Here is a 25,473-nt window from a genome sequence, read left to right as displayed (position 1 = left end):
TGAGTTAATGCCCTCAACGGTTTGACGTACAGACCATTACAGCAGTTAGTAAGGCAAGTCCCTTCAAGAGTTATCGTTGATACCCTTCGTAGTGAGCATTTCCTTTACTGTTAAAAAATCTGTAAAGCACGCCATATCGCCGAAAGGCACACTTATTTTTTAAAAGGTAATACACTATGTCCGGTAAAATGACTGGTATCGTAAAATGGTTCAACGCTGACAAAGGTTTCGGCTTCATCACTCCTGACGATGGCTCTAAAGACGTGTTCGTACACTTCTCTGCTATCCAGAACGATGGCTACAAATCTCTGGACGAAGGTCAGAAAGTTTCCTTCACCATCGAAAGCGGCGCTAAAGGCCCGGCAGCTGGCAACGTAACCAGCCTGTAAGCTTAAAAAGCTCAAAATTCTGAATCCCTGCCAAACGGCGGGGATTTTTTTTATCTGTACTTCGCAAGACTCCCCGCCCAAACGCTTCTTTGCATTACTTTACCCGTCCTCCCTTTGACCTTTCCCTAAGGGCAAGCTTTATAGTGAGCCAGTCTGTATTCCACAATATTCACAAGGAATTGAAGCTATGTCGAAATCCTCACTGCTGCTGGTTTTAGGTTTGCTCACTACCGCTAGCGCGTTCGCAGCAACTCCGGAAGCTGCTTTTCTGGCGGAACACGGGCTCAGCGGTAAATCCGTCGAGCAAATCGTCGAGACCATTGACCAGTCGCCACAGAACCGCCCGCTGCCGTACTCAGCATCTATCACCAGTACCGAACTGAAGCTCTCTTCGGGCGATCAGATTTATACCCTACCGCTCGGTGACAAGTTCTATCTGTCATTTGCCCCCTATGAATGGCAAACACATCCTTGCTTCAACCACAGCCTTTCTGGCTGCCAGGGCGAAATGCCGGAGAAGGCATTCAATGTCAAAGTGACGGATAACAAGGGTGAGGTGATGGTACAAAAAGTGATGAAGAGTGGTCGAAATGGCTTCGTCGGGGTATGGCTACCGCGCAATATGGCAGGCACAATCGCGGTAAGTTACAACGGTAAAACGGCAGAGTATCCCATCAAGACGATGGAAGACAGCCAGACCTGTCTGACAAAATTACAGCTGCGCTAACAACATACAAAAAAGCCGGATGGCACAATGCTTATCCGGCTTTTCAAAGTCAGCTCAGGAGCGTTACTGCAGCAGAGAAATATCCGCTACGCGCAGGAACAGTTCGCGCAGTTTTGCGAGCATAGACAGACGGTTAATACGCAGATCTTTATCTTCCACGTTGACCATCACTTTCTCGAAGAACGCATCAACCGGTTCACGCAGTTCCGCCAACTCAACCAGCGCTTCCTGGTAACGACCAGCTGCAAAGACAGGCTCCAGCTTATCTCGCAGCACCACAACCTGCAGCGCCAGCGCAATTTCTTCCGGCTCTTTCAGCGTTGCCGAATTTACACGGTCATTCAGCGTCTCTTCAGACTTCGCCAGGATGTTCGATACACGCTTGTTCGCTGCAGCCAGCGCGGACGCGGCTTCCAGCGTACGGAAGTGCGAAACCGCCTTCATACGTGCGTCGAAATCAGCCGGACGAGTCGGACGACGCGCCAGTACTGCCTGAATGGTATCGACGGTGTAACCTTCATCCTGATACCAGGCGCGGAAGCGACCGAGCATAAAGTCGATCACATCATCCACCACGTTGGCGTTAGTCAGCTTGTCGCCATACAGACGAACCGCTTCTTCGGTCAACGTTTGTAGATCCAGATTCAGGTTCTTCTCAACGATGATACGCAGTACGCCCAGCGCGGCACGACGCAGCGCAAACGGGTCTTTGTCGCCTTTCGGATGCTGACCGATACCGAAGATACCCGCCAGTGTGTCCATCTTATCGGCAATCGCCACGGCACAGGCAACCGGGTTAGATGGCAGGTCATCACCAGCAAAACGCGGCTGATACTGCTCGTTCAGCGCCACAGCGACATCTTCCGCTTCACCATCGTGACGCGCGTAGTGCATGCCCATCACGCCCTGAGTATCGGTGAACTCGAAGACCATGTTGGTCATCAGGTCGCACTTGGACAGCAGGCCAGCACGCGTTGCGTGGTTAACGTCAGCGCCAATCTGACCAGCAATCCAGCCCGCCAGCGCCTGGATACGGTCAGTTTTGTCGCGCAGCGTACCCAGTTGCTGTTGGAACAGCACGGTTTGCAGACGCGGCAGATGGTCTTCCAGACGTTTTTTACGGTCAGTATTGAAGAAGAATTCGGCATCCGCCAGACGCGGACGAACCACCTTCTCGTTACCGGAGATGATTTGCTGCGGGTCTTTGGATTCGATGTTGGCAACGAAGATAAAGTTCGGCAGCAGTTTGCCGTCGTTCGCGTATACCGGGAAGTACTTCTGGTCACCTTTCATGGTGTGAACCAGCGCTTCGGACGGAACAGCGAGGAATTTCTCTTCGAACTTCGCGGTCAGCACGACCGGCCATTCCACCAGCGAGGTGACTTCTTCCAGCAGGCTTTCACTCAGATCGGCGTTGCCGCCAATTTTACGCGCCGCGTCTTCAGCATCAGCTTTGATTTTGGCTTTACGCTCAGCGTAATCCGCAATCACTTTGCCGCGCTCACGCAGAATTTCTGGGTACTGATCGGCATTATCGATGGTGAATTCCGGCTCGCCCATAAAGCGATGCCCGCGGATCACGCGATCGGACTGAATACCCAGAATAGTTGCCGGAATAACTTTGTCGCCCAGCAGCAACGTCACGGTGTGAACCGGACGCACGAAGTGAACGTCAGACGCGCCCCAGCGCATCAGTTTCGGGATCGGCAGCTTCGCCAGTGAGGTGGCGATCATATTCGGCAGCAACGCTTCAGCGCTTTCGCCTTTCACATGCGCGCGATACAGCAGCCACTCACCTTTGTCGGTGGTCAGACGCTCAGCCTGATCAACCGTGATGCCACAGCCACGCGCCCAACCTTCGGCCGCTTTGCTCGGATGACCGCTGGCGTCAAACGCCTGGGCGATAGCCGGGCCGCGTTTTTCTACTTCACGGTCGGGTTGTGCTTCAGCCAGGGCAGCGACTTTCAACGCCAGACGACGCGGCGCGGCGAACCACTCCACGTTGCCGTGCGCGATGCCAGCATTATCCAGCTCCGCGGTAAAGTTCGCAGCAAAGGACTCAGCCAGGCTGCGCAGTGCTTTTGGTGGCAGCTCTTCAGTGCCGATTTCCACCAGAAAAGTTTTCTCAGACATGGCCGCCTCTTATTTGTCTTTGTTGCACATCGGGAAGCCAAGGGCTTCACGGGAAGCGTAGTAAGCTTCTGCCACTGCTTTGGTCAGGGTGCGAATACGCAGGATATAGCGCTGACGCTCGGTGACGGAGATGGCTTTACGCGCATCCAGCAGGTTGAAGCTATGGGCGGCTTTCAGAATACGTTCATACGCAGGCAGCGGCAGCGGATTTTCCAGCGCCAGCAGCTGCTGCGCTTCTTTCTCGTACTGCTCGAAGCAGGTGAACAAGAAGTCCACGTCGGCGTATTCGAAGTTGTAGGTGGATTGCTCCACTTCGTTCTGATGGAACACGTCGCCGTAAGTGGTTTTACCCAGCGGGCCGTCGCTCCAGACCAGGTCGTAAACGCTGTCTACGCCCTGAATGTACATGGCCAGACGTTCCAGACCGTAGGTAATTTCCCCGGTCACTGGTTTACATTCCAGACCACCAACCTGCTGGAAGTAGGTGAACTGCGTGACTTCCATGCCGTTCAGCCACACTTCCCAACCCAGACCCCAGGCACCCAGCGTTGGGTTTTCCCAGTTATCTTCCACGAAACGGATATCGTGAATGGTCGGGTCCATACCCAGCTCTTTCAGAGAACCCAGGTACAGCTCCTGAATGTTGTCCGGAGACGGCTTAATCACTACCTGGAACTGATAGTAGTGCTGTAAGCGGTTCGGGTTTTCGCCATAGCGGCCGTCGGTCGGACGACGAGAAGGCTGCACATAAGCAGTCGCCATCGGTTCCGGCCCCAGCGCCCGCAGGCAGGTCATTGGGTGAGATGTCCCCGCGCCGACTTCCATGTCCAATGGTTGAACGATGGTGCAGCCCTGGCGAGCCCAGTAATCCTGTAAGGTCAGGATCAAGCCCTGGAAGGTCCTGGTATCAAACTTTTGCATATTATTTCGTGCTGGATACGTGTGGATTTAAAGGAAGCGGTCAGTATACCCGCTGGCTGCAAGATATACAGTACGAAACGGGAAAAAGGGGGAACTTAGCGCATGGAAAGGTGTAAAAACTGCCCGTCTGCATCAAAAGAGCAAATAAAACTCTCTTTACGGAAGGTAGAACCACGCATCTCATAGCTGCCCTGGAATTGTTCCAGACCGGAGATATCAATTTTCTGCACTCCAGTGTTGTAGATTTGTGCCGCCTCATTTTTACATAGTGACTCCATATCCAGCGAACGTGTTGCACTGACTTTGATCTTTTGCGCCTTCTGCGCGGGTGCAGGCGGCTGGGTGTCGGCGCACGCAACCAGTAAAAGGGTAACGATCGCGGAAAAGAAATACTTCATCATCATTTTATTACCGCCTGGTTTGCTGGTCAGTCTTATTATTAAGTGTCTGGAAACGGATGCTATTTTGAGAATCTCATCAGACCATCTCAAGCTTTAGCGTAAGAACTCGGATTTTTCCAGTGAGCTACGCTCGCAAATTTTCGGTCAGACTTTTTTTAATGGATACAGAGGAACTGATGCAGCCCAAAATATTCTGGATTGATAACCTGCGCGGGATAGCCTGTCTCATGGTTGTGATGATCCACACCACGACCTGGTACATCACCAATGCGCAAAGCGTCAGCCCGTTGAATTGGGATCTGGCCAATGTGCTCAATTCAGCCTCTCGCGTCAGCGTCCCGTTGTTCTTTATGATTTCGGGCTATCTGTTTTTTGGCGAGCGCAGCGCCAAACCGCGCCATTTCATGCGCATTGCGCTCTGCATCCTGTTTTACAGCAGCGTGGCGCTGGCCTACATCCTGCTGTTTACCTCGATCAACGCTGAGCTGTCGCTGAAAAACTTGCTGCAAAAGCCGGTGTTCTATCACCTGTGGTTTTTCTTCGCGATCGCCGTAATCTACCTGGTTTCCCCGCTGATACAGGTAAAAAATATCAGCGGCAAGATGCTGCTGGCGCTTATGGTGGTGATTGGGGTGATTGCCAATCCCAATACCGTCTCACAAAAAATTGGCGGTTTTGAGTGGCTTCCCATCAACCTGTACATCAGTGGCGACACCTTCTACTACATTGTGTACGGTATGCTAGGCCGAGCGATTGGTATGATGGATACGCACAAGCGCGCGCTTACCTGGCTCTGTGCGGCGTTGTTTATCACCGCAGTGTTTATTATTTCTCGAGGCACGTTGCATGAACTGCGTTGGCGAGGCAATTTTGCCGATACTTGGTATCTCTATTGCGGCCCGGCGGTGTTTATTTGTGCTGCCTCCCTCCTGACGCTGGTCAAAAATACGCTCAGTACGCGCACTCTGCCGGTACTGGGCCTTATTTCCCGCCACTCCCTGGGCATTTATGGCTTTCATGCGCTGATCATTCACGCGCTACGCACCAACGGTGTAGAACTCAAAAACTGGCCGCCGCTGGATATGTTATGGATTTTTAGCGCCACGCTAGCGGGAAGTTTACTGTTGTCTGTATTGTTGCAGCGCATCGATACGCGCAGACTGGTGAGCTAACAATAAAAGCCCTCGATCGGTAACCATCGAGGGCATACGATCACTCCGTAAAATCGTCTGCGACTGCCAGCGTTTCTTTTGGATGCTCAAAGTCACTATCACGGATATTTTTCTGCACCGCAACGGTACCAAACAGGCTTAAAAAGAAGGCCAGGCCGTAAAACCCTTTCTCGTTTAGCAGCAGCGTGGCATTCCACAAACCGATAACCAACAATGCAACCGCAATAATAAACGCGGCAAGACAGGTTATGTAGTAAATCGGCGTAGTCGGGATCCCCTCATATTTATCCCGTACCGTCTTTTGATACGACGCAGCAGAAAACAAACCAAGCACCAAAACAGCAAAGTAATACCCCTTTTCGTTCAACTGCATATCGGCATTCCACAATCCCAGCAGATAAACCACAATGCCGCCGAGAAGCGCGACCCATGACACAATACTAAATGCCGGTGAATAAGTTGATGTCCTGTTTTCCATTTAGAGTTCCGGTCCTTTAGATAAATATTCTGCTGAACGCATGAGTAAAACTTGCCCCAGTAAACATACGATGAATGCCAGCGGGAACAGCCCCTTTTCGAGGGGTGATAATGGGACATTCAATACGCCCACCAACAGCACCCCTACCGTGATGAGCGCCACCATCTGACATACAGAGGCGAAGTGTTCATCGTTCTGATTGAGATTTTCTGCACGCTGATAAACGTACGTCACAAACATTCCCGTCATCAGCACGGCAAAAAAATAGCCTTTGCTACTCAATAACGGGCATGCCCGCCATAAGCCAATAACGTAAATAAATGCACCAGAGAAGAATAATATCCATGGCAACAGCCTTGTCGTCTTCATTGGGACCTCCTTATCCATCATGGATACAATATGAATAACCCGCTAAAGACAACACAGAAAAGGTCACTACGCCGGACTTTCAGAATAAATTCATGCGCGCTAATTATTAATTAGATTGAAATATATATTTGATAAATCCCCTCTGTTTACCAGAGGGGATTTAGGGTCAGGACATCAGCGGGTGTAATTGCTGATAGATTCGGCGGAAGGTTTCCCGACGCTGTTGGTAAAGGGCATGGCGCTCGGCATCAGGATAATGCGCCTGCTCCAGCGTAAGCTGAGGTAGAAGGTCTGATAATGGCTGCTGCGGATTAATGGCAATTTGCGCCAGACGCGCCGCACCGAGAGCAGGACCAACATCGCCGCCGGTACGGTAATCCAACTGCAATCCGCTGATGTCAGACAGCATCTGACGCCAGTATTCGCTGCGCGCCCCGCCGCCAATCAGCGTAATGCTGGAGGGCTGCACGCCGCAGGCGTGTACCACATCCATACCCTCAGCCAATGCAAAACCAACGCCTTCCAGCACCGCCTGTGCCAGCTCCGCCGGACCATGCTGATGCGTCAGACCGAAAAATACGCCCTTTGCCTGCGGGTTGTTGTGCGGCGTACGTTCACCGGACAGATAGGGTAAAAACCAGACCGGCTCAGCGTGTTCATCCGCCTGTTGCGCTGTGGCAATCAACGCAGGAACGCTCGCCAGTCCGGTTAATTTTGCCGCCCAGTCCAGGCAGGATGCCGCACTTAGCATCACGGACATCAGGTGCCATCGTTCAGGCAAGGCATGGCAAAAGCTATGGACCGCGCTTTCCGGTTTGCTGAGAAAGCCGTCGCTGACCGCAAAATAGACCCCGGAAGTACCCAGCGATAGCATCGCCTGACCGGCATTCATCATGCCCACGCCAACCGCCCCCGCTGCGTTATCCCCGCCTCCGGCGACCACCGCAACCTCCTGCATTCCCCAGGCCCTGGCGACTGCTGGCAACAATGTTCCGGTAATCTCACTGCCTTCATAGAGCGCAGGCATATGCGCACGAGTCAGCTTACAGGCTTCCAGCATGACATCACTCCAGTCACGCTTCGCAACATCCAGCCACAGGGTACCAGCCGCATCAGACATATCGCTGGCGAAATCGCCGGTCATACGCAGGCGCAGGTAATCTTTCGGCAGCAGGACTTTATCAACCCGGCTAAAAATCTCCGGTTCGTGGCGCTGTACCCACAGCAGCTTTGGCGCGGTAAAGCCAGGCATCATCAGGTTGCCGGTGATGGCACGAGACTGCGGAACCAGGCTCTCCAGCATGACGCACTCTTCGGCGCAGCGACCATCGTTCCACAGGATAGCCGGGCGCAATACCTTCTGTTGTTCATCCAGTAGCGTCGCGCCGTGCATCTGTCCGGCAATCCCCAACGCTTTCACCTCGCGAAGTGAATGCTGCCGACCCAGGGCTTTCACAGCACGATCCGTTGCCAGCCACCACTGCTCTGGGTCTTGTTCTGACCATAACGGGTGCGGGCGCGAGACGGTGAGTTTCTCCGTTTGCGAAGCGACCACATCGCCCTGCTCGTTGAGCAGAATGGCCTTTACGCCTGATGTGCCAAGATCTATCCCGATATACATAGGGCATCGTTCCTTAAAGAAAGGCCCGGTAGCGCGAGCTGACCGGGCTTACGGACATTCTCAGAGACCCGTTATTTGTCGAACAAATAATGGTTCACCAGATTTTCCAGCAATTCCTGATGACCGCTTTGGTGCACTGGCGCCAGGTTGTGTTGTTCAGCGTACTGCGCAATTTCCGTCAGCGTCATCTGCCCTTTCAGAATTTGCTGGCCCAGCTCACCATTCCAACCGGCATAACGTTTAGCCACGCGCTGATCCAGACCACCGTCTTCAATCATACGCGCCGCAATTTTCAGCGACAGCGCCATGGTATCCATCGCACCAATATGACCATAGAACAGATCGTATTTATCGGTACTCTGACGACGGACCTTGGCATCGAAGTTCAGGCCACCGGTGGTGAAGCCGCCGGCTTTCAGGATTTCGTACATCACCAACGCATTCTCTTCTACGCTGTTCGGGAATTGGTCAGTGTCCCAGCCCAGTTGCGCGTCCCCACGGTTGGCATCGACAGAGCCAAACAGACCCAGCGCGATAGCGGTGGCGATTTCGTGATGGAACGAGTGACCCGCCAGCGTGGCGTGGTTGGCTTCGATATTCAGTTTGATCTCTTTTTCCAGACCGAACTGCTTGAGGAATCCGTATACGGTCGCCGCATCGTAATCGTACTGGTGCTTGGTCGGTTCCTGCGGCTTCGGCTCGATAAGCAAAGTGCCCTGGAAACCGGTTTTGTGTTTGTGTTCCACGACCAGTTGCATGAAGCGACCAATTTGCTCACGTTCCTGACGCAGATCGGTATTCAGCAGCGTTTCATAGCCTTCACGACCGCCCCACAGAACGTAGTTTTCACCGCCTAATTTATGCGTGGCATCCATAGCCGTAACCACCTGAGTGGCGGCCCAGCTGAACACTTCCGGATCCGGGTTCGTGGCCGCGCCCGCGCCGTAACGTGGGTTGGTGAAGCAGTTTGCCGTTCCCCACAGCAGCTTCACGCCGCTCTGCTCCTGTTTTGCCGCCAGTACATCAACCATCTGCGCAAAATTGTTTTTGTACTCTTTCAGCGACGCGCCTTCCGGCGAGACATCCACGTCATGGAAGCAGTAGTAGGGCACGTTCAGCTTGTGGAAAAACTCGAACGCTACGTCCGCCTTGCGCTTCGCTAATTCCAGCGCTTCACCGGGCTGCTGCCACGGGCGATTAAATGCACCAACACCAAACATATCTGCACCATTCCAGCAGAAAGTGTGCCAGTAGCAGGCAGCAAACCGCAGGTGATCTTCCATACGCTTGCCTAACACTAACTCATCAGAGTTGTAGTGGCGAAATGCTAATGGATTAGTTGATTTGGTGCCTTCATAACGAACGCGCTCAAGCTGGTCAAAATAGGCTGGCATAATGAACTCCATAATCAGGTAATGCGGCGGGTGATGGATAATGTCGTAATATTGGGCACTCCCCACCTATTGCTCAATTATGTTATTTCATACTGCCATTGAGATAATTCACAAGTGTGCGCTACTTCTCAAAATAAAATCTGAACAATTTAAAAATTGTTACTTATCAAACTTAAATGCAACCCAGGTAACGAATCATTTAAAATACGATCCCGGTCATAAATCAAGAAATAAACCAAAAAACGTAATTGGAAGATAAAAATCTATAATTGCCTTCCCGCCGTTACCTGTTAAAACTCTGCTACGTCTTATGCTGTGATTGTTACTTTTACTGCTGTTTCTCCCCTACAAAAGGCATCACGATTATGAAGATGAAGAACATTTTACTTGCTGTTTGCACATCCCTTTTACTCACCAGTGTCGCAGGTCATGCCAAAGAAGTAAAAATCGGTATGGCGATTGATGATCTCCGCCTGGAACGCTGGCAGAAAGATCGCGATATTTTCGTCAACAAAGCTGAATCGCTTGGTGCGAAAGTATTTGTACAATCGGCGAATGGTAATGAAGAAACCCAAATGTCGCAGATTGAAAACATGATAAACCGGGGCGTGGATGTCCTTGTGATAATCCCTTACAACGGCCAGGTATTAAGCAATGTTATCAAAGAAGCAAAACAAGAAGGGATCAAGGTGCTGGCTTACGATCGCATGATCAATGATGCTGACATCGATTTTTATATCTCTTTCGATAATGAAAAAGTAGGTGAATTACAGGCTCAATCATTAGTCAATATTGTTCCCGAAGGGAATTATTTCCTGATGGGTGGCTCACCCGTTGATAACAACGCGAAGCTGTTCCGCGCTGGACAAATGAAAGTATTAAAACCGTATATCGACAGCGGAAAAATTAAGGTGGTGGGCGATCAATGGGTTGACGGCTGGTTACCGGAGAATGCGTTGAAGATTATGGAAAATGCGCTAACCGCCAACAATAACAAAATTGACGCAGTAGTTGCCTCAAATGACGCCACAGCTGGCGGTGCGATTCAGGCGCTGAGTGCGCAAGGATTATCAGGAAAAGTCGCTATTTCCGGACAAGATGCTGACCTTGCAGGCATCAAGCGCATTGTCGCCGGGACTCAAACCATGACGGTTTATAAACCTATTACATTGCTCGCAAATACTGCTGCGGAAATCGCCGTCGAACTGGGAAATGATCAACAGCCTAAAGCAGATACTTCGCTGAATAATGGCCTGAAAGATGTCCCTTCCCGACTACTCACACCTATTGATGTTAACAAAGACAATATTAACGAGACCGTCATTAAAGACGGATTCCACAAGAAAAGCGATCTGTAAGCCATGTGCCCTCTGCAAATCAGAGGGCAATAAAACGTGGTGTCAAATTCGCCACGGATAAACGTGAATGTCCACGCAGGGTTCTCTTATTGGCTTATGTGGAGCAGTTATGCCATATCTTCTTGAAATGAAAAACATTACCAAGACATTCGGCGTAGTGAAGGCGGTTGATAACGTTAGCCTTAGGATCAATGCTGGCGAAATCATTTCATTATGCGGTGAAAATGGTTCGGGTAAATCGACGCTAATGAAAGTTCTGTGCGGAATTTACCCGCATGGAACCTACGAAGGCGAGATCATTTTTGCTGGCGAAGCCATCCGTGCCAGCCATATTCGTGATACCGAACGTAAGGGTATTGCGATCATCCACCAGGAATTAGCCCTGGTGAAAGAGTTAACAATACTGGAAAATATTTTCCTCGGTAACGAAATGACCCGTAACGGCGTTCTTGATTACGAGATGATGACGTTACGCTGTCAAAAATTACTCGATCAGGTCAGTTTGTCTATTTCGCCAGATACGCGCGTGGGCGATTTAGGATTAGGGCAACAACAGCTGGTAGAAATTGCAAAAGCGCTGAATAAGCAGGTCCGCTTACTTATTCTGGATGAACCAACGGCCTCCCTCACCGAGCAGGAAACTGCAATACTGCTGAATATTATACGTGACCTGCAACAGCATGATATCGCCTGCATTTATATTTCACACAAATTGAATGAAGTTAAGGCCATCTCGAATACCATTTGCGTTATTCGCGACGGTAAACACATCGGCACACGCGATGCGACCAACATGACTGAAGACGATATTATCACCATGATGGTTGGTCGTGAGCTCACCGCACTTTACCCCAGCGAGCCTCATACCACGGGAGAAGAGATTTTACGGGTTGAGAATCTGACAGCCTGGCATCCCGTCAATCGCCATATAAAACGCGTCAACGACATTTCTTTCTCACTCAAGCAGGGCGAAATTCTCGGCATTGCCGGACTCGTCGGTGCAGGACGTACCGAAGCCGTACAGTGTCTGTTTGGCGTCTGGTCTGGTCGTTGGGAGGGAAAGATTTTTATTGAAGGCACTCAGGTGCATATCCATAACTGCCAGCAAGCTATTGCTCATGGCATCGCCATGGTGCCTGAAGACAGAAAAAAAGATGGCATTGTTCCGGTGATGGCTGTGGGGAAAAATATCACGCTGGCTGCACTCGATAAATTTACCGGGGGCATGAGCCATCTTGATGATGCCGCTGAACAAAAATGCATTCTGGAATCGCTTCAACAACTCAAAGTAAAAACATCGTCCCCCGACCTTGCGATCGGGCGTCTGAGCGGAGGGAATCAGCAAAAAGCGATTCTCGCGCGTTGCCTCCTGTTAAATCCCCGGATTCTCATTCTTGATGAACCCACCAGGGGTATTGATATCGGCGCCAAATATGAAATCTACAAACTCATCAACCAGCTCGTCCAGGAAGGCATTGCCGTGATTGTCATCTCCTCTGAATTACCTGAAGTGCTCGGACTAAGCGATCGCATCCTCGTGATGCATGAAGGAAAACTGAAAGCTAACCTGGTAAATCATAACCTGACTCAGGAGCAGGTGATGGAAGCCGCATTAAGGAGCGAACATCATGTCGAAAAACAATCCGTCTGAAGCGAAACTTTCTCCCTCTATCACAGGTGGTTTCCCAGCAATAAAATCGCTTAACTTGCAAGTCTTCGTCATGATTGCGGCGATTATCGTGATTATGCTGTTTTTCACGTGGACCACTGATGGCGCATACCTGAGCGCACGTAATGTCTCGAACCTGCTTCGACAGACTGCGATTACCGGTATTCTTGCCGTGGGTATGGTGTTTGTGATCATTTCCGCTGAAATCGATCTCTCTGTCGGTTCCATGATGGGATTGTTGGGCGGCGTAGCGGCGATCTGTGATGTTTGGCTAGGCTGGCCTTTACCGCTGACGGTGATCGTAACCTTGACTCTGGGATTGCTCCTCGGGGCATGGAATGGATGGTGGGTTGCTTACCGCAAGGTTCCGTCGTTTATCGTCACCCTTGCGGGAATGCTGGCTTTCCGCGGTATTCTGATTGGCATCACCAACGGCACCACCGTATCCCCCACCAGCGCAGCAATGTCTCAGATTGGTCAGAGCTACTTGTCTGATGGCACAGGCTTTGTCATCGGTGCTCTCGGCTTAATGGCGTTTGTTGGCTGGCAATGGCGAGGCCGTATGCGTCGCCAGGCGTTAGGCCTTGCCACTCCCGCATCAACGTCGGCTGTGGGTCGCCAGGCATTCACAGCCATTGTCGTCTTAGGGGCAATCTGGCTATTAAACGATTATCGTGGTGTTCCAACGCCCGTCCTGCTGCTGACGCTGCTGCTGCTCGGTGGGATGTTTATGGCCACGCGCACGGCATTCGGTCGGAGAATTTACGCCATTGGCGGGAACCTGGAAGCCGCCCGCCTTTCAGGTATCAACGTTGAACGCACCAAACTTGCCGTCTTCGCTATTAATGGTTTGATGGTCGCCATTGCCGGGCTCATTCTTAGCTCCCGGCTTGGCGCAGGTTCCCCTTCCGCAGGGAACATTGCAGAACTGGATGCCATTGCCGCATGTGTCATCGGGGGAACCAGCCTGGCGGGAGGGGTCGGGAGTGTTGCCGGCGCCGTCATGGGCGCATTCATTATGGCTTCTCTCGATAATGGAATGAGTATGATGGACGTCCCCACCTTCTGGCAATACATAGTGAAAGGGGCGATATTGTTGTTGGCGGTATGGATGGACTCAGCAACCAAACGTCGTTCCTGAATTTAAGAAGTGGGTGTATCTCAATGCCGGTTAATGCAACCGGCATTGTCTTATCTACATGATTCAGCAGGAAAAGAACCATGTTTTATAAACGTCATCGTATTACGTTGTTATTTAATGCCAATAAAGCCTACGACCGTCAGGTGGTTGAAGGGGTTGGCGAGTATCTGCAAGCGTCGCAATCGGAGTGGGATATCTTCATAGAAGAAGATTTTCGTGCTCGCATTGATAACATTAAAGAGTGGTTAGGCGACGGCGTTATTGCCGATTATGACGATGATGATATTGCGCAATTACTTGTCGATGTGGATGTTCCGATCATTGGCGTTGGGGGTTCCTACCATCTGCAGCAAGATTATCCACCAGTACATTACATTGCCACCGACAACCACGCGCTGGTAGAAAGCGCCTTCCTGCATCTGAAAGAGAAAGGGATTAACCGGTTTGCATTTTATGGTCTTCCGGCTTCAAGCGGTAAACGCTGGGCCGCAGAACGTGAATATGCGTTTTGCCAGTTGGTTGCCAAAGAGAAGTACCGCGGCGTCGTCTATCAGGGGCTGGAAACCGCGCCGGAGAACTGGCAGCACGCGCAAAATAGGCTGGCGGACTGGCTGCAAACCTTACCTCCACAAACCGGGATTATCGCCGTCACCGACGCACGTGCGCGGCACGTTCTGCAGGCCTGTGAACATCTGCATATTCCGGTACCGGAAAAACTGTGCGTCATTGGTATCGATAACGAAGAGCTGACCCGTTACCTGTCACGAGTCGCCTTGTCCTCCGTCGCTCAGGGGGCCAGACAAATGGGGTATCAGGCAGCCAAACTACTCCACCGCCTGCTGGCTCACGATGAGATACCCTTACAGCGCATTCTGGTTCCTCCTGTACGCGTTGTTGCGCGTCAGTCTACAGATTATCGTTCACTTACCGATCCTGCCGTTATTCAGGCGATGCATTACATTCGCAACCATGCCTGCAAAGGTATCAAGGTTGATCAAGTGTTGGACTCAGTAGGGATTTCACGTTCGAATCTGGAGAAGCGCTTTAAAGAAGAGGTCGGAGAGACCATTCACGCCGTGATTCATGCCGAAAAGCTGGAAAAGGCGCGCAGCCTGTTGATTTCTACCACGCTTTCAATCAACGAAATTTCACAGATGTGCGGCTACCCATCTCTGCAGTATTTCTATTCGGTATTCAAGAAAGAGTACGACACGACGCCAAAAGAGTATCGCGATGTGAACAGTGAAGTGTTGCTATAAGGATGATAGCCGGAGGGCGAAGTCGCCATCCGGCACTCGAAATTACATATGCGCGGCGATTAAACGCTGGTTGTCCTGATACATTGCAAACAGATAGTTGTTATAACTCTGTCCCTTAGTGGAATAACCCTTAAGTTTATGGATCATCGCGGTGGCGGTGACTTCCTGATCGGCTTTACGCAACTGCGCACGTGACTTACGGAAGGAAGAGTAGGCCGGATGCGTATTCAAATTAATGACGTAAGCATTCACCGACTCTTTCACTGATTCAAATTGTGAGTAGCCTTTCACCTTACCCGGTGCATTGTTACAACGACCCTTGCCGCATTTCATGCCAAACAGGTTGTTGTTGCTACGCGCCAGCTTCGACGTACCCCAGCCGCTTTCTGCCGCAGCCATGGTTGCCACCATACTGGTCGGGATAATGTCTACACGCTCAAGCAGCGTATTCCACGGAATTTTACGCGTGTTACCAGACCAGTTCACCTTGTAGCGCTTCGCGATGTCTTTCATACGCGTACGCTCAGTCGGTGACCAGCGGTTCTGGTACTGTTTTGAAATCAGCCAGTTACGGTCCGCCGTAATGGCAGCATTTTGACTGGTAATATAAGGCATAACCGTCCGGAGAAACGCTTTTTTCCTTGGTGTTCCGGAAGGGTATTTTCGCAAATCAGGAAGTGAACTACTCTTTGCACTATTGCGAGAATACTCTTGTTTACTGCTAACCTGTTTATTACTTGCCTTGGTTATCTGGGGGTTGTGACTCGTTGTCGCCGTGTGTGTCTTTGCCAGCACCTCACCCGAAAATGCAACGGTGAGTAACATAAGAATCATTGCCCCATATCGTCGAATGGGAGTCAATATCATTAGGTCTCCTGGTCGGATTTATACATTCCAACACCTTATATTTTTCACAAAAATGAGAGATGAATCTCAAATCATATCAAAAATAGCCGTCAAGAGCACCCACAGGAATAGTCCAATTCTGAAACTATGTCACGTATTAACGGTTCTGGGTGCCATTAATTCGAAGAAAATGTGGAGGTTATCGCAAAATCAGTTCATTTTTTGCGCGCGATCGCTCACCCTCACTTCTCCTCCTGGCGGAATCAACTCAAAGGAGGAGTTTCCGGCCTGATTTCGCTGGCAAACTGGCGAAAATCGCAGCATCAAGGACAGCACTATGAAACTTGCCGCCGTTGCGCTGGCGCTAATGCCCGGCATTGCCATCGCCTCATCATGGACGTCTCAAGGACTTCCCACCTTCGAAGCGGAAGGTACGGGTAAATTCGTCAGCCATGCAGCGTTGACGAAGGGTACCCGTCCTTTAACCCTGAATTTTGACCAACAGTGCTGGCAGCCTGCTGATGCGATAAAACTCAACCAGATGCTGTCGCTAAAACCTTGTGAAGGCACGCCGCCACAGTGGCGTTTATTCAAAGACGGCGATTACATACTGGAAATCGATACCCGCTCCGGTACGCCAACGCTGATGCTGTTGGTAAAAAGTGCTAAGGACACCGTCACCACCCAGATTCGCCAATGCCCGAAATGGGACGGTTCACCATTAACGCTGGACGTGAGCCAGACCTTCCCGGAAGGTGCCGTGGTGCGTGATTTCTACAGCCAGCAAACGGCAACGGTAAAAAACGGGTCGATTACCCTACAGCCCGCCGCAACCAGTAACGGGCTGTTGCTACTGGAACGGGCGGAAACCGATGCCCCCGCAGCTTTCGACTGGCATAACGCCACGGTGTATTTCGTCCTGACGGACCGCTTTGTGAATGGCGATCCGAGTAACGACCACAGCTATGGGCGTCGCAACGACGGCATGCAGGAAATTGGCACGTTCCACGGTGGCGATTTGCGCGGGCTCGCCAGCAAACTCGACTACCTGCAACAGTTAGGCGTCAACGCCCTGTGGATCAGCGCGCCGTTTGAGCAAATCCACGGCTGGGTCGGCGGTGGCGCCAAAGGGGACTTCCCCCACTACGCTTACCACGGCTACTACACCCAAGACTGGACCACGCTTGACGCCAATATGGGAAACGAAGCGGACCTGCGTGCGCTGGTTGATGGCGCACACCAGCGCGGCATCCGTGTCTTGTTTGATGTGGTGATGAACCATACCGGCTACGCCACGCTGGCGGATATGCAGGAGTATCATTTTGGGGCACTGTACCTATCGGGCGATGAGTTGAAAAAAACGCTCGGGGAACGCTGGACGGACTGGCAGCCATCCGCCGGGCAAAGCTGGCACAGTTTCAATGATTACATCAACTTTAGCGATAAAGCTGGTTGGGAAAAATGGTGGGGAAAAAACTGGATCCGCACCGATATTGGCGATTACGACAATCCTGGCTTTGACGACCTGACGATGTCGCTGGCTTTCCTGCCCGATCTGAAAACCGAATCCACCACGCCTTCCGGGCTGCCAAACTTTTATCAGCACAAGCCGGATACGCACGCCAAAGCCATCGCCGGTTACACGCCCCGGGATTATCTGACGCACTGGCTCAGTCAGTGGGTGCGTGATTATGGGATTGACGGCTTTCGGGTCGACACCGCTAAACACGTCGAGCTTCCCGCCTGGCAGCAGCTAAAAACACAAGCCAGCGCGGCGCTGGTCGAATGGAAGAAAGCCAATCCGGAAAAAGCGCTGGATGATAACCCCTTCTGGATGACTGGCGAGGCCTGGGGTCACGGTGTGATGCAAAGCGACTATTACCGTCACGGCTTCGATGCGATGATCAATTTCGACTACCAGGAGCAGGCGGCAAAGGCCGTCGATTGTCTGGCAAATATGGACCCCACCTGGCAGCAGATGGCGGATAAATTGCAGAACTTCAACGTCCTGAGCTATCTCTCCTCGCACGATACACGTCTGTTCCGCGAAGGTGGAGACAACGGCGCCGAGCTATTGCTGCTGGCACCTGGCGCGGTTCAACTCTTTTATGGCGACGAGTCGGCCCGCCCCTTTGGCCCAACCGGCTCAGACCCATTACAGGGTACGCGCTCAGAGATGAACTGGCAGGATGTGACCGGGAAATCTGCCGCCAGCGTCGCCCACTGGCAGCGAATCAGTCAGTTCAGGGCCAGACATCCCGCCATTGGCGCCGGTAAACAAATCACGCTGCCGCTGACGCAGGGATACGGATTTATTCGTGAGCATGGCGACGATAAGGTGATGGTGGTGTGGGCCGGTCAGCCCTGATCCCGGCAGGCTTCTCGCTGTGCACGCAGCGGGAAGCCTTACTCAACATTAAAAACCAGCCAAATAAAAATCAGTAGCACAAAATCTCAATCCGGCCTGCTACCCCTGATTTGCACCCTGCCATGGGTAGCGCTATGGTTAGCCACTTTATTACTCAGTTCGACAGACCACCTGCTATGACATTCTCACTTTTTGGCGACAAATTTACCCGCCATTCAGGCATCACACGCCTGATGGAGGACCTTAACGACGGTTTACGCACCCCAGGCGCCATCATGCTCGGTGGCGGCAATCCGGCGCAAATTCCAGAGATGCAAAATTACTTTCAGTCTCTGCTGGCAGATATGCTGGAAAACGGCAAAGCCACTGATGCGCTTTGCAATTACGATGGTCCACAAGGTAAAACCGAGCTGCTGACTGAGCTGGCGAAACTGCTACGTGAGAAGCAGGGTTGGGATATCGAGCCACAAAATATTGCACTGACAAATGGCAGTCAGAGCGCATTTTTCTACTTATTCAATCTGTTCGCCGGACGCCGCGCCGACGGAACAACGCAAAAAGTGTTGTTCCCGTTAGCTCCGGAATACATTGGCTATGCCGATTCCGGGCTGGAAGAGGATCTCTTTGTCTCCGCGCGCCCAAACATCGAACTGTTACCAGAAGGTCAGTTTAAGTATCACGTTGATTTTGAACACCTGCACATCGGTGAAGAGACGGGCATGATCTGCGTGTCACGTCCGACAAACCCGACAGGCAACGTGATCACCGATGAAGAGCTGATGAAGCTGGACCGGCTGGCCAACCAGCATGGGATCCCGCTGGTGATTGATAACGCCTATGGCGTACCGTTCCCCGGCATCATCTTTAGCGAAGCGCGCCCGCTGTGGAACCCCAACATTGTGCTGTGCATGAGCCTTTCCAAGCTGGGTCTGCCAGGCTCCCGCTGCGGCATCATTATCGCGAATGAAAAAATCATCACCGCCATCACCAACATGAACGGCATTATCAGTCTCGCGCCTGGCGGAATGGGTCCGGCAATCATGTGCGAAATGATTAAGCGCAACGACCTTCTGCGCCTGTCCGAGACGGTGATAAAGCCGTTTTATTATCAGCGCGTTCAGGAGACGATTGCGATCATTCGCCGCTATTTATCTGAAGATCGGTGCCTTATTCATAAACCGGAGGGCGCGATTTTCCTGTGGTTATGGTTCAAAGATTTGCCTATCAGCACCGAACTGTTGTATCAGCGTCTGAAAGCGCGCGGCGTGCTGATGGTTCCCGGTGACTACTTCTTCCCGGGTCTGGATAAACCCTGGCCGCATACGCATCAGTGTATGCGGATGAACTACGTGCCAGAACCGGAGAAAATAGAAGCTGGAGTGAAGATTCTGGCTGAAGAGATCGAACGCGCCTGGCAGGAAGGCTAACGCAAGTCCCGACCTAACTACAGGTCGGGACTCACATTACTGTGGAAGTGAACACAGACGCTGGCGCTGAATACTGACGGCATCTATACACTGCAACGCGCTGGTCGGGCAGGCTTCGACACACGCCGGCCCCGCATCACGGTGCCAGCATAAATCGCACTTTATCGCCTGTACCCGCGACGAGCGGGCGACGACATTCATTGCCCCAAACGGGCAGGCCAGCATACAACTTTTACATCCAATACAACGCGCCTGTTCAACGAAGATATGCCCATGTTCACGACGAATTGCGTGCGTCGGGCAGACATTTGCACAGGGAGCGTCCTCGCATTGATGGCAGGCGACTGCCGTCGTAAAGGCGTCGTCTTTGATCACGCGGATGCGCGGGGTAAACGCAGTGGAAGAGACCGACGCGCAGTCCTGGTTTTGCTGGTGCGCGACGACGCAAGCAACTTCGCAGGTACGACACCCAATACATTTTGCCGCATCCGCCATAATAAACTCGTTCATTGCTCCCTCCGTCTGCGTGAAAACCACAGAGTGCCAGAGAGGTTGCCCCTGACGCCTTGATCGGACAGGGGAAACGGTTAAATATTGTCAGGTGCTTGAACAACTATGGCGATCCGCCTAATCGCGAACGGTAAAACCCAGTTCATTGGAAATGAGCCGGATGACGATGCTTCGGGTCTAATCCGGTCTACCGCATTGAAAAGATTGCCCTCCTCCCTGAGGACAAACGGGTGAGAATCAGAAACGCCAGGTCAGACCGGACATAAAGGTAAAGCTGTCATCACGGTCAACCATCGGGCTATTTTTAATATCATCTGGCAGCGCACTATAGTTGGCGCTGGCCAGCAGCGTCAGATTGCTGGTCAATGCGTATTTAGCGGACAGGCCAACATACGGTGTCCAGCTATCGCCAGGGGAGTAACTTGATAACCCACTACGGCGGGATTCATTGCCAGAGATGCCGTAGTAATATTCGTTGAAGTTTTCGTCATAGTAGAGCACGCCAATCGCCGGCGTCAGCGTCAGCTTGCCCATCGGCATTTGGCGAAACAGAGACATTTCCCCAACCCAACCGTTGCTGTTGTCCAGCACATCCGCTGCTGCGGAGACTTTCACGCTGCCCCATTTCTCATGGTGATACCATGCAGCACCCGCCATCGCGGTTGCGTCACGCTTGTTCAGTTGCTTCATCGCTTGATCGTCGTTATCACCCGGATCAAACTCAAGCGGCATATACGAGGCAGTAATGCTAAATTCATTACTTTCATTTTTTGAAAGAATATAACCTAACGTTGTTTGCCTAAAATAAAATGATTCACTTTCATAACTGACAAGCGGTACTGCGTGAACGTTATCATTATATCCACGATAAGGAGATTCGTTATATACAGCGCCGCCGCCAATAGAAAATTCTGCGGCAGTTGCGCTCGCCATAAATGAAAAGGCGAATAGCGCCACAATATTGCGTTTAATTAACATGCCCACATTCCATTTTAAAATAAGATACAAAACGCGTGCATAATAATGCTTACAATTTCATCGGTGCAAGATTCATATTTATATAGTAATATATACAAAATTATATATATTGGGTTTGGCGATGAACAAATTACAACTCAAACACCGGGAACTGAAGATTATTTCAGTAATTGCTGCCAGTGAAAACATCAGTCATGCCGCTACGGTTCTCGGCATCGCGCAAGCCAACGTTAGTAAGTACCTTGCTGATTTTGAATCAAAAGTTGGACTAAAGGTATTTGATCGCACCACCCGACAGCTCACCCTCACACCGTTTGGTACAGCGCTGCTTCCTTACATCAATGACATGTTGGACAGAAACGATCAGCTCAATAATTTCATTGCTGATTATAAGCACGAAAAACGTGGCCGGGTAACCGTATATGCTCCGACGGGCATAATTGCTTATTTATCGCAACATGTGATCGCAAAAATTCAGGATATCGGTGGAATTAGCCTCTCACTTAAAACATGTAACCTGGAACGAAAGGCATTTTTTGAAGGTGTCGACTTCCCTGAAGATTGTGATATTTTAATTACCTATGCGCATCCTAAAGATGAATCTCTGGTTGCCAGTTTCATTACTAAATATGCAGTGACGGCTTTTGCCAGCCCTGAGTATCTCAAAGCACATCCTATTAGTAGCCCTGATGAACTGGAAGAACATTCCTGTATCCTGATTGATTCCATGATGATAGATGAGGCTAATATCTGGCGTTTCACTTCTGCCGGAGGCAAGGAGATGCACGATTATCGGGTGACCGGAAATTATGTCTGCGACAATACGCAGTCTGCACTGGCGCTGGCACGTAACCATCTGGGCATTGTTTTTGCGCCAAATGCGAGTATCCAAAAAGATATTGAATCCGGGTCGCTGGTTCCATGTTTCTCGGAACAACATGAATGGTGGCTGGATTTGGTGGTGATTTTCCGCAAACGTGAATATCAGCCATGGCGGGTACAGTTTATTCTTGATGAGATGTTGGCAGAGCTCCGCCAGCAACTTACTCAGGCGCTGGAACAGCAGCCTGAGTAAGCGAATTAGGGTACCAGGTTCAAAATGGTAAGCAAAATAGCCTGCGCCTAGTGATCGAGATACAGATAATGCACCCAACTGGTCATACGCAGCAGAACCTTACGCATCACTGACACATGGGTGAAGTGATCAGAATAAACCGCGACCTGCGCATAAATCCCATCAGGCAGAGCGTTCACATCCACATTATCATTCAGCTCAATCGTGGCGATCACTCCTTCCGATCCGGGCGTAGAATTTAAGGATTGCAACGCCCCATTCGACTGGTATGTCCCGCCCGGTACGGCCGGACTGATGGCAGCCAGTTTGCCGCTGAAAACCTTACCCGGCAGGGCGTTAAACACCACTTCAGCTTCATCGCCTGGCTCCAATCGCAGCAACGAGTTTTGCCGGAACTGGGCGATAATTTGCCGTTTTTGATCCGGGATAAACACCATCACCGGACGCATAGGCAGCGCGGCGGCATAGGTTCCCGGTCGCATCAGCACCTGCGTAACGTAACCATCACTGGGCGCGCGAACCACTGTCTGGTCCAGGTTGAACTCCGCTTCGGCTAACTGCGCTTTCAGGCTGGCAATTTGCGAATTCTCACCCTGCACCAGGCTGTCTAACTGACTCTGGATTTGCTGTTGTTCCGCAACGGAGGATTTCACCGCTGCTTCCTGCGCCAGATAATTTTGCCGCGCCGCATCGATATCGCGTTCAGAAAAAGGATTGACCTTCGCCTGACTCCCCTGCGCATAACGCTGGTAATCTTTAGCTAGCTTGTCACGGGTAGCCTTTGCCCGCTGCGTGTTGGCTTGCATTTCGTCTAACTGCGCCACCAGCACCTGCTCTTTATGTTGTGCAGTGACAATATCAGCTTTCAGGCGATCAACTCGTGCCTGATAACGTCCCGGATTAAGTTTAAACAGTACCTCACCTTTTTTGATCAGCGTATTCTTCTTATCCGTCACTTCCGTCACGACCCCCGTGACCTGCGGTACTACGGGAATAGAAATTACTGCCTTTTGCGCCTTAAATGTATACGGATGGTTATAATTCATCAGTAATATAAGCCCGCAAACAATGAATATACCGCCCAATGCTGCAGTGGGTACTGTCCATTTATTGGCAGGAATTTTAAAAATCTTAAATATTGACCATGCGCACGCCACATAGGTCAGAACGATCAATAAATCCATCGATATTACTCCGCCGGAGAGGTCTTCGCCTCACCCAGTTTCTTTTCCAGATCGGCAACCCTGGCCTGCAACTGGATCAGGGAAGAATCCGCGCTTTGCATGCCCCACCCGCGTTCCGGGCGATAAAGCGTTGCCCAGATCCATAAAAAGGGCCAAATAACATGTAAGGTAAACAAACTCACCCAGCCCGCGACATGTATTGCGTCAGCATGAGGATGGTTACGTTTCTTTGCAATGAGATAGGGAATATCATGCAGAATAATAATCCCGTAAAAAATGACCAGGAATACAAAAATAAGCACTCCTAATGCAAAATAATTAAGGAACATATTTGCCTCAGGGATTTAAATTATAAATTCGGCTGCAATTTGATTTACACAATAGAGTTGATAATAGTAGTGGAATGACCAGATTAGATGCAATCGTCTTATTTATATAACGATATATGGGTTTATATATAACTGCAGAATAAAGATATGCCCGGCGCAAAACCGGGCAATAAGTGATGAGAAATTAAAATAGTCCCAGCGGTTTATCCGAGTAGCTCACCAGCAGACATTTGGTTTGCTGATAATGCTCGAGCATCATCTTATGCGTCTCGCGCCCGATACCCGACTGCTTATAGCCACCGAATGCCGCATGAGCCGGGTAAGCATGGTAACAGTTGGTCCAAACACGCCCCGCCTGAATCCCACGGCCCATCTTGTACGCCAGATTTCCGTTACGGCTCCAGACACCAGCGCCAAGCCCATATTGGGTGTCATTGGCGATTTCCAGCGCCTCTTCCATGGTTTTAAAGGTCGTGACGGCCAGCACGGGCCCGAAGATCTCTTCCTGGAAAACCCGCATGTTGTTCTTGCCAAACAGAATGGTTGGTTCGAGGTAATAACCTTCTTTTAAGTCGCCATCCAGTTGCTTGCGCCGCCCGCCGGTGAGAACATCAGCCCCTTCTTTCTTACCAATATCGATGTAATTCAAAATGGTTTCCAGTTGACCATGCGAGACCTGCGCACCCATTTGCGTCACGCTGTCTAACGGGTTGCCGCTGCGAATACTCTCCACCCGGCGAATAGCTCTTTCCATAAAACGTTCGTAAATAGATTCCTGTACTAACGCACGGCTCGGACAGGTACACACTTCACCCTGATTGAAGGCAAACAGCGCGAAACCTTCCAGCGCTTTGTCAAAAAACGCATCCTCTTCATCCATCACATCAGCGAAGAAGATATTGGGTGATTTCCCACCCAGCTCCAGCGTGACGGGAATAATGTTCTGCGTGGCGTATTGCATGATCTGCTGCCCAACTTCCGTTGAGCCGGTAAACGCCACTTTCGCAATGCGCTTAGACGTCGCCAGATACTCACCGATTTCCCCACCCGCACCGTTTACCACGTTCACCACGCCTGGCGGGAGCAGATCGCCGATGACTTCCATCAGTAACAGCACGGACAGCGGCGTGAGGCGCGCGGGTTTAAGCACGACGCAGTTACCCGCCGCCAGCGCGGGTGCCATCTTCCAGCTGGCCATCAGCAGCGGGAAGTTCCACGGGATAATTTGCCCTACCACGCCAAGAGGTTCATGGAAGTGATAAGCCACGGTCTCGCTATCAACCTCGCTTATACCCCCTTCCTGCGCACGAATACAGGAAGCGAAATAGCGGAAATGGTCAATCGCCAGCGGAACATCTGCCGCGCTGGTTTCGCGGATGGGCTTACCGTTATCCCAGGTTTCTGCCGTCGCCAGCAGTTCCAGGTTTTGCTCCATACGATCGGCGATTTTGAACAGTATCGCCGCCCTGTCCTGCACGGATGTCTGTGCCCACTTGTCTTTTACTTTGTGCGCGGCATCCAGTGCCAGATCGATATCCTTTTTGCCGGAAGAGGCCACTTCGCACAGTAATTGCCCGGTTACCGGCGTCAGGTTTTGGTAATACTCGCCGTCCACCGGGGCAACCCAGTCACCGCCGATAAAGTTATCGTATCGGGCTTTTAACTTCAGAGGGTAACCATACTCGCCGGGATAAATACGCGTTGAAGGGGGGTTATTGGTCATG

The 25,473-nt window shown here is 51.2% G+C and carries 23 protein-coding genes; 10 read left to right on the top strand and 13 right to left on the bottom strand.

Annotated elements, in window-relative coordinates; all coding sequences use genetic code 11:
* The first annotated feature begins 176 nt into the window (after positions 1 to 176).
* Positions 177 to 389 carry an RNA chaperone/antiterminator CspA gene (gene cspA, locus HV352_RS00775; RefSeq protein WP_000014594.1) on the top strand — a complete coding sequence of 71 codons (213 nt, stop codon included), beginning with the start codon at positions 177 to 179 and terminating at the stop codon, positions 387 to 389.
* A gap of 187 nt (positions 390 to 576) precedes the next feature.
* Positions 577 to 1,116: a copper-binding periplasmic metallochaperone CueP gene (gene cueP, locus HV352_RS00770; protein WP_075848054.1), complete on the top strand. Its 540-nt coding sequence runs from the start codon at positions 577 to 579 to the stop codon at positions 1,114 to 1,116.
* A 63-nt stretch (positions 1,117 to 1,179) separates the two neighbouring features.
* On the opposite strand, the gene glyS is transcribed toward cueP, so the two are convergent.
* The 3 genes from glyS to HV352_RS00755 form a co-directional block, all read right to left on the bottom strand.
* Positions 1,180 to 3,249, bottom strand: a complete 2,070-nt coding sequence (gene glyS / locus HV352_RS00765; RefSeq protein ID WP_181635132.1) for a glycine--tRNA ligase subunit beta — start codon at positions 3,247 to 3,249, stop codon at positions 1,180 to 1,182.
* A 9-nt stretch (positions 3,250 to 3,258) separates the two neighbouring features.
* The gene (gene glyQ / locus HV352_RS00760; protein ID WP_001168551.1) at positions 3,259 to 4,170 is read right to left on the bottom strand and encodes a glycine--tRNA ligase subunit alpha; all 912 of its coding nucleotides are present in this window, start codon (positions 4,168 to 4,170) and stop codon (positions 3,259 to 3,261) included.
* A 95-nt stretch (positions 4,171 to 4,265) separates the two neighbouring features.
* Positions 4,266 to 4,574, bottom strand: coding sequence for a YsaB family lipoprotein (locus tag HV352_RS00755; RefSeq protein WP_181635131.1), 309 nt, complete (start codon positions 4,572 to 4,574; stop codon positions 4,266 to 4,268).
* A 173-nt stretch (positions 4,575 to 4,747) separates the two neighbouring features.
* Here HV352_RS00755 and HV352_RS00750 point away from each other — a divergent pair, with 173 nt between their 5' ends.
* Positions 4,748 to 5,743 carry an acyltransferase gene (locus HV352_RS00750; RefSeq protein ID WP_046275799.1) on the top strand — a complete coding sequence of 332 codons (996 nt, stop codon included), beginning with the start codon at positions 4,748 to 4,750 and terminating at the stop codon, positions 5,741 to 5,743.
* 40 nt (positions 5,744 to 5,783) lie between these two features.
* On the opposite strand, the gene yiaA is transcribed toward HV352_RS00750, so the two are convergent.
* From yiaA to xylA, 4 genes are all read right to left on the bottom strand, one after another.
* A complete protein-coding gene (yiaA, locus tag HV352_RS00745; RefSeq protein WP_142418069.1) occupies positions 5,784 to 6,221 on the bottom strand; it encodes an inner membrane protein YiaA in 438 nt (145 codons plus the stop codon).
* The gene (gene yiaB, locus HV352_RS00740) at positions 6,222 to 6,590 is read right to left on the bottom strand and encodes an inner membrane protein YiaB (protein ID WP_103283330.1); all 369 of its coding nucleotides are present in this window, start codon (positions 6,588 to 6,590) and stop codon (positions 6,222 to 6,224) included.
* Between the two features lie 166 nt (positions 6,591 to 6,756).
* Positions 6,757 to 8,211 carry a xylulokinase gene (xylB, locus tag HV352_RS00735; protein WP_181635130.1) on the bottom strand — a complete coding sequence of 485 codons (1,455 nt, stop codon included), beginning with the start codon at positions 8,209 to 8,211 and terminating at the stop codon, positions 6,757 to 6,759.
* A 71-nt stretch (positions 8,212 to 8,282) separates the two neighbouring features.
* Positions 8,283 to 9,605, bottom strand: a complete 1,323-nt coding sequence (gene xylA / locus HV352_RS00730; RefSeq protein WP_016154925.1) for a xylose isomerase — start codon at positions 9,603 to 9,605, stop codon at positions 8,283 to 8,285.
* 365 nt (positions 9,606 to 9,970) lie between these two features.
* On the opposite strand from xylA, the gene xylF reads away from it, so the two are divergent.
* The 4 genes from xylF to xylR all read left to right on the top strand — a co-directional run bounded on the left by xylF (position 9,971) and on the right by xylR (position 15,032).
* Entirely contained in the window at positions 9,971 to 10,963 is a 993-nt protein-coding gene (gene xylF / locus HV352_RS00725) for a D-xylose ABC transporter substrate-binding protein (RefSeq protein ID WP_016154926.1), read from the top strand.
* A 109-nt stretch (positions 10,964 to 11,072) separates the two neighbouring features.
* On the top strand, positions 11,073 to 12,614 hold the full coding sequence (locus HV352_RS00720) for a xylose ABC transporter ATP-binding protein (RefSeq protein ID WP_046275786.1): 1,542 nt from the start codon (positions 11,073 to 11,075) through the stop codon (positions 12,612 to 12,614).
* Positions 12,592 to 13,773: a xylose ABC transporter permease XylH gene (gene xylH, locus HV352_RS00715; RefSeq protein WP_016154928.1), complete on the top strand. Its 1,182-nt coding sequence runs from the start codon at positions 12,592 to 12,594 to the stop codon at positions 13,771 to 13,773. Before HV352_RS00720 ends, xylH begins: the two co-directional genes overlap by 23 nt.
* 80 nt (positions 13,774 to 13,853) lie before the next feature.
* Positions 13,854 to 15,032 carry a D-xylose utilization transcriptional activator XylR gene (gene xylR, locus HV352_RS00710; protein ID WP_049271774.1) on the top strand — a complete coding sequence of 393 codons (1,179 nt, stop codon included), beginning with the start codon at positions 13,854 to 13,856 and terminating at the stop codon, positions 15,030 to 15,032.
* 42 nt (positions 15,033 to 15,074) lie between these two features.
* Here xylR and HV352_RS00705 read toward each other — a convergent pair whose 3' ends face one another.
* Positions 15,075 to 15,899, bottom strand: a complete 825-nt coding sequence (locus tag HV352_RS00705) for a protein bax (RefSeq protein ID WP_181635129.1) — start codon at positions 15,897 to 15,899, stop codon at positions 15,075 to 15,077.
* 316 nt (positions 15,900 to 16,215) lie between these two features.
* On the opposite strand from HV352_RS00705, the gene malS reads away from it, so the two are divergent.
* Together malS and avtA are read left to right on the top strand one after the other, a co-directional pair.
* Entirely contained in the window at positions 16,216 to 18,246 is a 2,031-nt protein-coding gene (malS, locus tag HV352_RS00700) for an alpha-amylase (protein WP_049042773.1), read from the top strand.
* 134 nt (positions 18,247 to 18,380) lie between these two features.
* Positions 18,381 to 19,673, top strand: coding sequence for a valine--pyruvate transaminase (gene avtA, locus HV352_RS00695; protein ID WP_223952450.1), 1,293 nt, complete (start codon positions 18,381 to 18,383; stop codon positions 19,671 to 19,673).
* Positions 19,674 to 19,709: 36 nt separating this feature from the next.
* On the opposite strand, the gene HV352_RS00690 is transcribed toward avtA, so the two are convergent.
* Both HV352_RS00690 and HV352_RS00685 read right to left on the bottom strand, forming a co-directional pair.
* Positions 19,710 to 20,183: a 4Fe-4S dicluster domain-containing protein gene (locus HV352_RS00690; RefSeq protein WP_016157734.1), complete on the bottom strand. Its 474-nt coding sequence runs from the start codon at positions 20,181 to 20,183 to the stop codon at positions 19,710 to 19,712.
* A gap of 237 nt (positions 20,184 to 20,420) precedes the next feature.
* Positions 20,421 to 21,161, bottom strand: a complete 741-nt coding sequence (locus tag HV352_RS00685; protein WP_016154944.1) for a MipA/OmpV family protein — start codon at positions 21,159 to 21,161, stop codon at positions 20,421 to 20,423.
* Between the two features lie 121 nt (positions 21,162 to 21,282).
* On the opposite strand from HV352_RS00685, the gene HV352_RS00680 reads away from it, so the two are divergent.
* Entirely contained in the window at positions 21,283 to 22,236 is a 954-nt protein-coding gene (locus HV352_RS00680; protein ID WP_049042793.1) for a LysR family transcriptional regulator, read from the top strand.
* 47 nt (positions 22,237 to 22,283) lie between these two features.
* On the opposite strand, the gene HV352_RS00675 is transcribed toward HV352_RS00680, so the two are convergent.
* The 3 genes from HV352_RS00675 to aldB all read right to left on the bottom strand — a co-directional run bounded on the left by HV352_RS00675 (position 22,284) and on the right by aldB (position 25,472).
* Complete coding sequence (locus HV352_RS00675) at positions 22,284 to 23,420, bottom strand: HlyD family secretion protein (RefSeq protein ID WP_016154946.1); 1,137 nt, start codon at positions 23,418 to 23,420, stop codon at positions 22,284 to 22,286.
* Between the two features lie 5 nt (positions 23,421 to 23,425).
* Positions 23,426 to 23,749, bottom strand: coding sequence for a DUF3302 domain-containing protein (locus HV352_RS00670; RefSeq protein ID WP_003024200.1), 324 nt, complete (start codon positions 23,747 to 23,749; stop codon positions 23,426 to 23,428).
* A 184-nt stretch (positions 23,750 to 23,933) separates the two neighbouring features.
* Positions 23,934 to 25,472 (bottom strand): aldehyde dehydrogenase AldB, encoded by a 1,539-nt coding sequence (gene aldB, locus HV352_RS00665; protein WP_019078065.1) that lies wholly within the window; start codon positions 25,470 to 25,472, stop codon positions 23,934 to 23,936.
* Position 25,473: the final 1 nt, after the last annotated feature.

This window comes from Citrobacter sp. RHBSTW-01044, from assembly GCF_013781945.1.
GTDB classification, from domain to species: Bacteria; Pseudomonadota; Gammaproteobacteria; order Enterobacterales; family Enterobacteriaceae; genus Citrobacter; species Citrobacter braakii.
The sequence above is the reverse complement of the archived record's forward strand: the minus strand, read 5'-3'. Positions and strand labels throughout refer to the sequence as shown.

Excerpts from the sequence above, each read along its gene's own strand:
- cspA (WP_000014594.1), top strand. The coding sequence starts at position 177 with ATGTCCGGTAAAATGACTGGTATCGTAAAATGGTTCAACGCTGACAAA.
- cueP (WP_075848054.1), top strand. The coding sequence starts at position 577 with ATGTCGAAATCCTCACTGCTGCTGGTTTTAGGTTTGCTCACTACCGCT.
- glyS (WP_181635132.1), bottom strand. The coding sequence starts at position 3,249 with ATGTCTGAGAAAACTTTTCTGGTGGAAATCGGCACTGAAGAGCTGCCA.
- glyQ (WP_001168551.1), bottom strand. The coding sequence starts at position 4,170 with ATGCAAAAGTTTGATACCAGGACCTTCCAGGGCTTGATCCTGACCTTA.
- HV352_RS00755 (WP_181635131.1), bottom strand. The coding sequence starts at position 4,574 with ATGATGATGAAGTATTTCTTTTCCGCGATCGTTACCCTTTTACTGGTT.
- HV352_RS00750 (WP_046275799.1), top strand. The coding sequence starts at position 4,748 with ATGCAGCCCAAAATATTCTGGATTGATAACCTGCGCGGGATAGCCTGT.
- yiaA (WP_142418069.1), bottom strand. The coding sequence starts at position 6,221 with ATGGAAAACAGGACATCAACTTATTCACCGGCATTTAGTATTGTGTCA.
- yiaB (WP_103283330.1), bottom strand. The coding sequence starts at position 6,590 with ATGAAGACGACAAGGCTGTTGCCATGGATATTATTCTTCTCTGGTGCA.
- xylB (WP_181635130.1), bottom strand. The coding sequence starts at position 8,211 with ATGTATATCGGGATAGATCTTGGCACATCAGGCGTAAAGGCCATTCTG.
- xylA (WP_016154925.1), bottom strand. The coding sequence starts at position 9,605 with ATGCCAGCCTATTTTGACCAGCTTGAGCGCGTTCGTTATGAAGGCACC.
- xylF (WP_016154926.1), top strand. The coding sequence starts at position 9,971 with ATGAAGATGAAGAACATTTTACTTGCTGTTTGCACATCCCTTTTACTC.
- HV352_RS00720 (WP_046275786.1), top strand. The coding sequence starts at position 11,073 with ATGCCATATCTTCTTGAAATGAAAAACATTACCAAGACATTCGGCGTA.
- xylH (WP_016154928.1), top strand. The coding sequence starts at position 12,592 with ATGTCGAAAAACAATCCGTCTGAAGCGAAACTTTCTCCCTCTATCACA.
- xylR (WP_049271774.1), top strand. The coding sequence starts at position 13,854 with ATGTTTTATAAACGTCATCGTATTACGTTGTTATTTAATGCCAATAAA.
- HV352_RS00705 (WP_181635129.1), bottom strand. The coding sequence starts at position 15,899 with ATGATATTGACTCCCATTCGACGATATGGGGCAATGATTCTTATGTTA.
- malS (WP_049042773.1), top strand. The coding sequence starts at position 16,216 with ATGAAACTTGCCGCCGTTGCGCTGGCGCTAATGCCCGGCATTGCCATC.
- avtA (WP_223952450.1), top strand. The coding sequence starts at position 18,381 with ATGGTTAGCCACTTTATTACTCAGTTCGACAGACCACCTGCTATGACA.
- HV352_RS00690 (WP_016157734.1), bottom strand. The coding sequence starts at position 20,183 with ATGAACGAGTTTATTATGGCGGATGCGGCAAAATGTATTGGGTGTCGT.
- HV352_RS00685 (WP_016154944.1), bottom strand. The coding sequence starts at position 21,161 with ATGTTAATTAAACGCAATATTGTGGCGCTATTCGCCTTTTCATTTATG.
- HV352_RS00680 (WP_049042793.1), top strand. The coding sequence starts at position 21,283 with ATGAACAAATTACAACTCAAACACCGGGAACTGAAGATTATTTCAGTA.
- HV352_RS00675 (WP_016154946.1), bottom strand. The coding sequence starts at position 23,420 with ATGGATTTATTGATCGTTCTGACCTATGTGGCGTGCGCATGGTCAATA.
- HV352_RS00670 (WP_003024200.1), bottom strand. The coding sequence starts at position 23,749 with ATGTTCCTTAATTATTTTGCATTAGGAGTGCTTATTTTTGTATTCCTG.
- aldB (WP_019078065.1), bottom strand. The coding sequence starts at position 25,472 with ATGACCAATAACCCCCCTTCAACGCGTATTTATCCCGGCGAGTATGGT.